Genomic DNA, 8388 nt, shown 5'->3' on the forward strand with positions numbered 1-8388 from the left:
CTTGGGTTCCTGGACCGCCATCACTCCTCCTTCGCTTTACGCGATCTTATATCGCGCTGCACGATGAAGGGTAGCCGCTAACGGCCGCACACCGCGGTGTTCATCCCGGCGTCGGGCGCCGCCGGGCGCGGTGCCGTCGCCGGGTCGGCGGGCGGCGCGGTGTCGAGGTGGACGTCGCGCGGCTCGGCCTCGGCGGGCACGGGCGGGCGGAGCAGCCGCCGGGCGTCGGAGGCGAGCGCGGCCGGGGACAGGCCCGCGGTCCGCCCCGCGAGGCGGGATGTGGTCATGGATGGATCTCCTCTCGTCGTTTCACAGCACCTCGCCGAGCACGGCGAGGACCACCGGCACGAGGCCGGCGAGCACGAAGGCCGGCAGGAAGCACAGGCCGAGCGGGAGCACGATCAGGACGCCGGCGCGCTGGGCACCGGCCTGGCGGCGTACGGCGGCGTCGGCGCGCAGGTCGTCGGCGCACCGGTGCAGCGCGCCGGCCAGTGCCGAGCCGCTCGCGGCGCTGCGTTCGACGGCCGCGACCAGGCGCCGGGCGGGCGGCAGGTCGGCGAGGTGCTGCCACGCCTCGACCGGGGTGGCGCCGAGCCGCAGGCTGCGCCCGATCCGCTGCAGCCGCGCCGCGACGGGGCCGTCCATGGCCCCGGCGACCGCGAGCACCGCGCCGTCCAGCGGGGCGCCGGCCCGCAGCGCCGCGGCGACGAGGTCGATCGCCCACGGCAGGTCGGCGAGCGTGCGCTCCCGGTCGGCCCGGACCGCTGCGGGTTCCATCCGGCGCAACACCGCCACCGTTCCCGCCGCGACCACCGCACCGAGCAGTGCCCCGGGCACACCCGGCAGCAGCACGGCCACGGCGCCGCCCGCGACCACCCCCAGCAGCCAGGGCGTACGCGGCGAGCGCGGCTCCGGCACCGCGCGCAAGCGCAGTCGCCGCAGCCGCCGCCCGGCCCGTGACCGCCCCGCGGGCCCATGCCCGCGCGCGTCGCCTCCGGCAGAGCCGGGCCGGCCCGGCGCGGTGCGTTGCAGTCGCCGGGTCCAGGCGAGCCCGGCCGCCTGGAGCACGGCGGCCCCGCAGGCGCAGCCGACGCCGACCGGGGTGTGCAGCAGGATCCGCAGCGGGTCGACGCCGATCAGGTAGCCGAGCCCGAGCCCGCCCACCGGCAGCGCGGCGAGCAGCACCGCGGTGAGCTGGGCGCCCGCGGCCTGCGCGGCGGCCGCGGCGTCGGCGCGGTCGGCGGCCCGGCACTGCGCCTCCAGCCGTTCCAGCAGGTCGGCGAGCGGCGCGCCGACGCTTGCGGCGAGGCGGCGCGCGGCGTGGACGAGCCGGTCCAGCTCCTCGTCGGGCAGCAGCAGCACGCCCCCGGCAGCTCCGGCGCGCAGCTCGGCGGCCCCGGCGGCGAGCAGGTCGAGCGCGTCCGCGCGGGATCGCGCGGCACTCCCGCCGCGCCGGTGCTCGCGCCACATCCGGGCACCGAGCAGGGCGTACCCGGCGATGATCAGCGCCGCCACGACGGAGCCCGCGGCCAGCCCCGCCGCCAGCCCGGCCGCAGCCGGCAGCAGCCGGATCAGCCTGCGCCGGGCGGGAGCCGGACCCATGGGGTCGTGCCGGCGGCCGGCCGCAGCCGGGCCGGGACCGTGTCCGGCAGCCGCGAGCACGCCGAGGCGATGGCGCGAACCCGCGCCGCCCAACGCGCGGCGGGTCAGGACTCGCCCGCTCATCGCGGCTCCAGCCAGTCGGGTGGCGCGATGTCGCGTTCCCGGAGCAGGCGGCAGAGCTCGGCGGCGGCGGGGCGTACGCCGTCCGCGCGCCGCCACACCGGCCGCGCCGCCACCAGGCGCTCGGGGCCGTCGGCGGCCAGCAGGCAGATCGCGTCCAGCACGCGTCCCGACGCGGTGCGGCGCAGGTGCAGCAGCACCCGGACCGCCGCGGCGACCTGGGCGTGCAGCGCGGGTCGGGGCAGCCCGCCGAGCAGGCCGAGGGCTTCCAGCCGGGCGGGCACGTCCGCGGGGGTGTTCGCGTGCAGGGTGCCCGCGCTGCCCTCGTGGCCGGTGTTCAGCGCGGCGAGCAGGTCGACGACCTCGGCACCGCGGCACTCCCCGACGACCAGCCGGTCGGGCCGCATCCGCAGTGCCTGCCGGACCAGCTCGGCGAGCCCGACCACGCCCGCGCCCTCCACGTTGGACGTACGTGTCTGCAGCGCCACCACGTGCGGGTGGGCCGGGCGCAGCTCGGCGGAGTCCTCGACCAGCACGATCCGCTCGCGGCCCGGCACCATGCCGAGCATCGCGCCGAGCAGGGTAGTCTTGCCGGACCCGGTGCCGCCGGAGACGAGGAACGTCAGCCGCGCCGCCACCACGGCGGCCAGCAGCTGCGCGAGTTCCGGCGGCACCAGCTCGGCCAGGGACATCGGGCGCTGCCGGAACGTGCGCAGGGACAGGTACGGACCGGCGGTCGCGACCGGCGGCAGCACCGCGTGCAGCCTGGTCCCGTCGGCGAGCCGGGCGTCGACGAACGGCTGCCCGTCGTCCAGCCGCCGCCCGCAGGCCGCCGCGAGCCGCTGCGCGAGCCGGCGCACCGACTCCGCCGACGGCATGGTGACCGGCTCGCGGACCAGCCCGAACCCCCGGTCCGTCCACACCTGCACCCCGTTGACCAGCACATCGGTGACCTCAGGCGCGGCCAACAGCGGCCCCAGCGGCCCCGCCCCCACCAGCTCCGCGGGAACGCTCATGCCGCCACCGCGCCGCGCTCGTCGTCAGCCCGAGCAGAACCGCGCCCGCTCGTTCGCTCGCTCATGCTTCCTTGCTGCCCTCGTCGTGGGCCCTGAGCAGAACCGAGCCCGCTCACGGCATGACCTCGCGGATGAGGCGGCCGCACAGGGTGGCCAGCGGGCCGCGGGAGGCGGAGCCGGGGGCCTCGCCGCGTTCCAGTGCCGCGGCCAGGCGAGGCTCGGGCCGCAGCGTGCCGGCCAGGGGCAGGCCCACGGCGCGGGCCAGCTCGTCGGCGCTCAGCCGTCCGGGTGCCGGCTCCCGCACCACCAGCGACAGCTCGCGCCGGTACGCCTGGACGACGTCGGCCACCCGCGCCGCAGCGGCCGCGGCGCGCAGCTCGGCGGGGACGACGAGCAGCACCCGGTCGGCGTCCTGCAGCACCACAGCGGCGGCGTCGTCGAGGCGGCGGGGCAGGTCGACCACCACGAGGTCGCGGCCGCGCCGGCCGGCGTCGAGGGCGGCGGCCATGGCGTCGGGCGGCAGCGAGGGCGAGACCGGGGCCTCCTCGTCGGGGACGTCCCGGGCGCACGACAGCACGACGAGGTCGCCGCGGCGCGGCAGCGCGTCGACGAGCGCGGCGGGGTCGACCGGGCCGCTCGCCCGGGCGAGCTGCGGCCAGCGCAGCCCGCGCAGGTCCTCCCAGCCCAGCAGCAGGTCGGCGCCGCCGCCGAGCGGGTCGGCGTCGATGAGCAGGGTGCGCAGCGGGGTGCGGCAGGCGGTGACGGCGAGCCCGGCGGCCAGCACGCTGGCGCCCGCGCCGCCCCGGCCGCCGAGCACCGCGATGACCCGTCCCGGCCGGGCGGCGGGCTCGCGGTCCGACCCGGAGATGCGCTCCACCAGCCATGACTCGGCGGCGGGCAGCAGGGCGACGTGTTCGGCGCCGAGCGGCTGGGCGAGGTCCCAGGGTCGCGGGTCGGCGGGGTCGCGGCACACCACGACCACGCCCGGCCGGCGCGGCAGGCGTGCCCGCAGGCAGCCCTGCACCATGTCGCCGCCGATCAGCACCATCGGCGCGGGGCCGTAGCGCAGCCGGGCGGCGGGCAGGTCGTGTGCGACCTCCATCTCGACGCCCGCCGCGGACCCCAGGCGCAGCAGATCGTCGAGCAGGTCGGGGTCGGCGGTGACGAGCAGGGTGCGGGCGGGACCCCGGCGTCGGGTGGTCGAGCTGGTCATGCCGGGCACTGTGCGCGGGTTCCGATCAGGACACCAGCGCTTCGAGGTCGTGCCTGTGGACAGACCGCCGCTTGTGGACAGTCACCCGTCGGGGCTGTGGATCTGGTATGCGTACCGGCCGCGCCCCCGATGACGACGACCCCCGTCCGGGGAGACGGGGGTCGTCTTTGGGGACCGGCCCTCAGGGGGGATGGTGAGCCGGAACCCGCTCAGCGGCTGCGGGGGGGAGGCATCCGCTGAGGGCTGTTGGCGAAAGCATGCCTGACCGGACACCATGCCGTCGAGGGGGATCCTCACCGACACGCGCCGACACGCCGTAGACAGCGCCAAGATCCTACGCTACGCAATCACTGAGTGGTCGGTCAGTAGTGGTGCTGCTGCCGGAGCCCGACAGGTGGCCGCACGCCGCCGGCGCGAATACCCCGCTACACTCCGACCGTGGGCCGGAGCGCCGCCTTTTTTGACCTGGACAAGACCGTCATCGCGACCTCGAGCGCGCTGGCGTTCGGCAGGCCGTTCTATCGTGACGGTCTGATCACTAAGCGTGACGTCGTTAAGACCGCTTTCGCACAGTTCATGTTCAAGCGCTCGGGCGCCGACGACCAGGCCATGGTGCGCACCCGCGACTACATGGCCGAGCTGGTCAAGGGCTGGCGCGTCGACCAGGTCCGCCAGATCGTCAACGAGACGCTGCACGAGCTGATCGATCCGTACATCTACGCCGAGGCGGCCACCCTCATCGAGGAGCACCAGGCGGCCGGGCGGGACATCGTGCTGGTCTCCGCCTCCGGCGAGGAGATGGTGCAGCCCATCGGCGCGCAGCTCGGGGTCGGCGACGTCATCGCCACCCGGATGAAGGTCGCCGAGGGCCGGTACACCGGCGAGATCGACTTCTACGCCGCCGGCTCCGCCAAGGTCGACGCGGTGCGCAAGCTCGCCGCCGAGCGCGGCTACGACCTCGCCGAGTGCTACGCCTACTCCGACTCCGTCTCCGACGTGCCGCTGCTCGCGGCGGTCGGGCACCCCAGCGCGGTCAACCCCGACAAGGCACTGCGCCGCGAGGCCGTCGAGCGGCACTGGCCGGTGCTGGAGTTCCGCCACCCGATCCCGCTGGGCCGCCGGCTGCGCAACCGCCCGGCCGTGCCGGTCGCCGCGGCGCTCGGCCTCAGCGTCGGTGTCGCCATCGGCATCGCGTGGTACGGCCGCCGCAAGCGCGCCCGTGCTGTCGCTTCTGCCCCCTGACGGGTGATTCGAGCGCCACAACAGCCCCACTGGTCACACATTCGGGCCGAACCCTGGCCTTCACCCTGAAACGGGCGTAGAAAAGTGAGTACGAAAGCGTTCTGCAGCAGGAAGTAGCTGGCAGAAGCCGGCTTTCGGGCACGGCCTCCGGGCACCCACGCGCGATCTAGCCGTCGTGAAGGCATAGTCGCGGCATGACCTCCGGGTCTGCCGTCGGCCGTTTGGCAAAGGGTGCACGCTTGGTACCCCGGCAGGACGTGCGCGATGGCGCCGCGAACGTGCGGCGCCATCCATACTGTCCGGGCTGGTCAGGCCGCCGCGAGGACGGCGTCGCCGACCACGGCGATCTCCCCGCAGCCCTGCTCCACCGCCGTGGCGTAGTGGCGCAGCCAGGAGCGCAGGCCGTCGGGGGTGCCGGTGGCGAACGCGCCGGCCGCGCCGATGTACTCAGGCTCCCGGGCGAGCTGGGCCACCTCGACGGCGACCAGGCCGCGCGGGTCGAAGCCGCTGGCCACCAGGGTGAGCCGGGAGGCCGCCCGCGCCACGATGCCGTTCACCCCGGGGAAGGCCCGCAGCGCCAGCAGCTCGCCGTGCACCACGGCGGCCCGCACGAGCGGGTCGCCCTGCTGCCGCGTCACGATCTCCAGCAGCAGGTCCAGGCGCTCGGCGCTCTCGGGCGCGGGCCGGCCCAGCGCGCCGTCGGGCAGCACCCCGGTGCCGGCGAGCAGGTGCAGGCGGGCCAGCACCTGGCGGGGTGCGGTCTGCCAGGTCTGGTGCAGGCCGGGCAGAGCCTCGGCGACCCGCAGCGCACCCTGCAGCACCGCGTCCAGCACGGTGCCGCCGCGCACGTCGCTGAGCTCGTACCGGTGGCCCTCCAGCGCCGCCGCGGCCACCGCGCAGCGCAGGCTGATCTCCGCGGCCACCGCCCCGCCCTGGCGCCGCAGGGCGCGGTGCTTGTACGCGCCGTCCACCGCAGCGCGCGCGCCATTCACCGCAGATTCGACGTCGGCCAGTTTCAGCAGCGGGGCTAGCGGATCCATAGTCACAGCCAGAGCGTAACCAAAGCCCGTCGAGCACCTCCGGCAAAATAGTTAGGGACCCTTACTGTAAAGCCGGGTCATCTGGTCGTAACATCACCCGGAGAGCCACGTCACAGGGCATAAGCAGCCACATACACCCCTAGGGAGGCGCCGCAGTGAGCGAGACCCTCGAGAACCTGTTGCACGAGACGCGGCAGTTCCCACCGCCGGCGGAGATCGCCGCCTCGGCGAACGTCACGGCCGAGGCGTACGCGCAGGCCGACGCGGACCGGCTGGGCTTCTGGGAGACGCAGGCCAAGCGGCTGGACTGGGCGCGCCCGTGGGACGAGGTGCTGGACTGGTCGAACCCGCCGTTCGCGAAGTGGTTCGTCGGCGGGCAGCTCAACATCGCGTACAACTGCCTGGACCGGCACCTGGCCAACGGCCTGGGCGACCGGGTCGCCATCCACTGGGAGGGCGAGCCGGGCGACACCCGCACCATCACCTACGCCGACCTGCACGCCGAGGTGTGCCGGGCGGCCAACGCCCTCACCGACCTCGGTGTGCACGCCGGCGACCGGGTCGCGATCTACATGCCGATGATCCCGGAGGCCGCGGTCGCGATGCTGGCCTGCGCCCGCATCGGCGCCACCCACTCGGTGGTGTTCGGCGGGTTCAGCAAGGACGCGCTGGCCGGCCGGATCCAGGACGCGAGCGCCAAGCTCGTCATCACCGCCGACGGCGGCTACCGGCGCGGCGCGCCGAGCGCGCTCAAGCCGACCGTGGACGAGTCGGTCGCCGAGTGCCCGACCATCGAGAAGGTCCTCGTGGTGCGCCGGACCGGCCAGGACGTCGCCTGGGACGACAGCCGCGACGTCTGGTGGCACGACGTGGTGGCCAACGCGTCCGCCGAGCACGAGGCGCAGCCGTTCGACAGCGAGCACCCCCTGTTCATCCTCTACACCTCCGGCACCACGGCCAAGCCGAAGGGCATCCTGCACACCACCGGCGGTTACCTGACCCAGGCCTCGTACACCCACCACGCGGTGTTCGACCTGAAGCCGGAGACCGACGTCTACTGGTGCACCGCCGACATCGGCTGGGTCACCGGGCACAGCTACATCGTGTACGGCCCGCTTTCCAACGGCGCCACGCAGGTCATGTACGAGGGCACCCCGGACACGCCGCACCGCGGCCGGTTCTGGGAGCTGGTGGAGAAGTACCGCGTCACCATCCTCTACACCGCGCCGACGGCGATCCGCACGTTCGCCAAGTGGGGCGACGACATCCCGGCGCAGTTCGACCTGAGCTCGCTGCGGCTGCTCGGCTCCGTGGGCGAGCCGATCAACCCCGAGGCCTGGATGTGGTACCGCGAGCACATCGGCGGCAACCGGTGCCCGATCGTGGACACCTGGTGGCAGACCGAGACCGGGGCCATCATGATCTCGCCGCTGCCGGGCGTGACCAACTGCAAGCCGGGTTCGGCGATGGGCCCGCTGCCGGGCATCCAGGCCGAGGTCGTCGCGGACGACGGCTCGATCGTGGGCAACGGCGGCGGCGGTTACCTGGCGCTGACCGGCCCGTGGCCGTCGATGCTGCGCACCATCTGGGGCGACGACAAGCGGTTCATCGAGACGTACTGGGCGCGCTTCGCGGAGCAGGGTTTCTACTTCGCCGGCGACGGCGCCAAGCGGGACTCCGACGGCGCGATCTGGCTGCTGGGCCGGGTCGACGACGTCATGCTGGTGTCGGGCCACAACATCTCCACCACCGAGGTCGAGTCGGCGCTGGTCGCCCACCCGGCGGTGGCGGAGGCGGCGGTCGTCGGCGCCACCGACCCGACCACCGGCCAGGCCATCGTCGCGTTCGTGATCCTGAAGGGCGGGGCCGACGTCGGCGTCGCCGAGCTGCGCGAGCACGTCGCCAAGACGCTGGGCCCGATCTGCAAGCCGCGACAGATCATGCTGGTCACCGAGCTGCCGAAGACGCGTTCCGGCAAGATCATGCGGCGGCTGCTGCGCGACGTGGCGGAGAACCGCTCGCTGGGCGATGTCACCACGCTGCAGGACTCCGCGGTGATGAACCTGATCGCCGCCGGGATGAAGACCGGCAAGTCCGACGAGGACTGAGCAGATCCGACAGTGCAGGGGCGGCGGCCGGTGTGACACCGGCCGCC

At 74.7% G+C, this 8388-nt stretch carries 6 protein-coding genes and 1 pseudogene; 2 read left to right on the plus strand and 5 right to left on the minus strand.

Translation table 11 applies throughout. From position 1 onward, the window contains the following. Window positions 1-77 precede the first annotated feature (77 nt). From AB0J67_RS37290 to ssd, 4 genes and pseudogenes are all read right to left on the minus strand, one after another. Window positions 78-287 carry a hypothetical protein gene (locus AB0J67_RS37290; protein WP_363489876.1) on the minus strand — a complete coding sequence of 70 codons (210 nt, stop codon included), beginning with the start codon at window positions 285-287 and terminating at the stop codon, window positions 78-80. Between the two features lie 22 nt (window positions 288-309). After that, entirely contained in the window at window positions 310-918 is a 609-nt protein-coding gene (locus AB0J67_RS37295; protein ID WP_363489886.1) for a type II secretion system F family protein, read from the minus strand. Window positions 919-1721: 803 nt separating this feature from the next. Beyond that, a pseudogene (locus AB0J67_RS37300) lies at window positions 1722-2723 on the minus strand (TadA family conjugal transfer-associated ATPase); the annotation flags it as partial. Window positions 2724-2850: 127 nt separating this feature from the next. After that, window positions 2851-3951, minus strand: coding sequence for a septum site-determining protein Ssd (ssd, locus tag AB0J67_RS37305; protein WP_363489878.1), 1101 nt, complete (start codon window positions 3949-3951; stop codon window positions 2851-2853). 438 nt (window positions 3952-4389) lie between these two features. Between ssd and AB0J67_RS37310 the strand changes: the two genes are divergently transcribed. Next, window positions 4390-5193, plus strand: a complete 804-nt coding sequence (locus AB0J67_RS37310) for an HAD-IB family hydrolase (RefSeq protein ID WP_363489880.1) — start codon at window positions 4390-4392, stop codon at window positions 5191-5193. Window positions 5194-5501: 308 nt separating this feature from the next. On the opposite strand, the gene AB0J67_RS37315 is transcribed toward AB0J67_RS37310, so the two are convergent. Further along, window positions 5502-6239 (minus strand): oxidoreductase, encoded by a 738-nt coding sequence (locus AB0J67_RS37315; protein ID WP_363489882.1) that lies wholly within the window; start codon window positions 6237-6239, stop codon window positions 5502-5504. Between the two features lie 149 nt (window positions 6240-6388). On the opposite strand from AB0J67_RS37315, the gene acs reads away from it, so the two are divergent. Then, window positions 6389-8341 (plus strand): acetate--CoA ligase, encoded by a 1953-nt coding sequence (acs, locus tag AB0J67_RS37320; protein WP_363489884.1) that lies wholly within the window; start codon window positions 6389-6391, stop codon window positions 8339-8341. Window positions 8342-8388 lie beyond the last annotated feature (47 nt).

The sequence above is a fragment of the Catellatospora sp. NPDC049609 genome, assembly GCF_040675365.1.
Lineage (GTDB): Bacteria > Actinomycetota > Actinomycetes > Mycobacteriales > Micromonosporaceae > Catellatospora.

What these genes read in the sequence shown, in the direction of transcription:
- ssd (WP_363489878.1), bottom strand. Translation starts at nt 3,951, where the DNA reads ATGACCAGCTCGACCACCCGACGCCGGGGTCCCGCCCGCACCCTGCTC.
- AB0J67_RS37290 (WP_363489876.1), bottom strand. Translation starts at nt 287, where the DNA reads ATGACCACATCCCGCCTCGCGGGGCGGACCGCGGGCCTGTCCCCGGCC.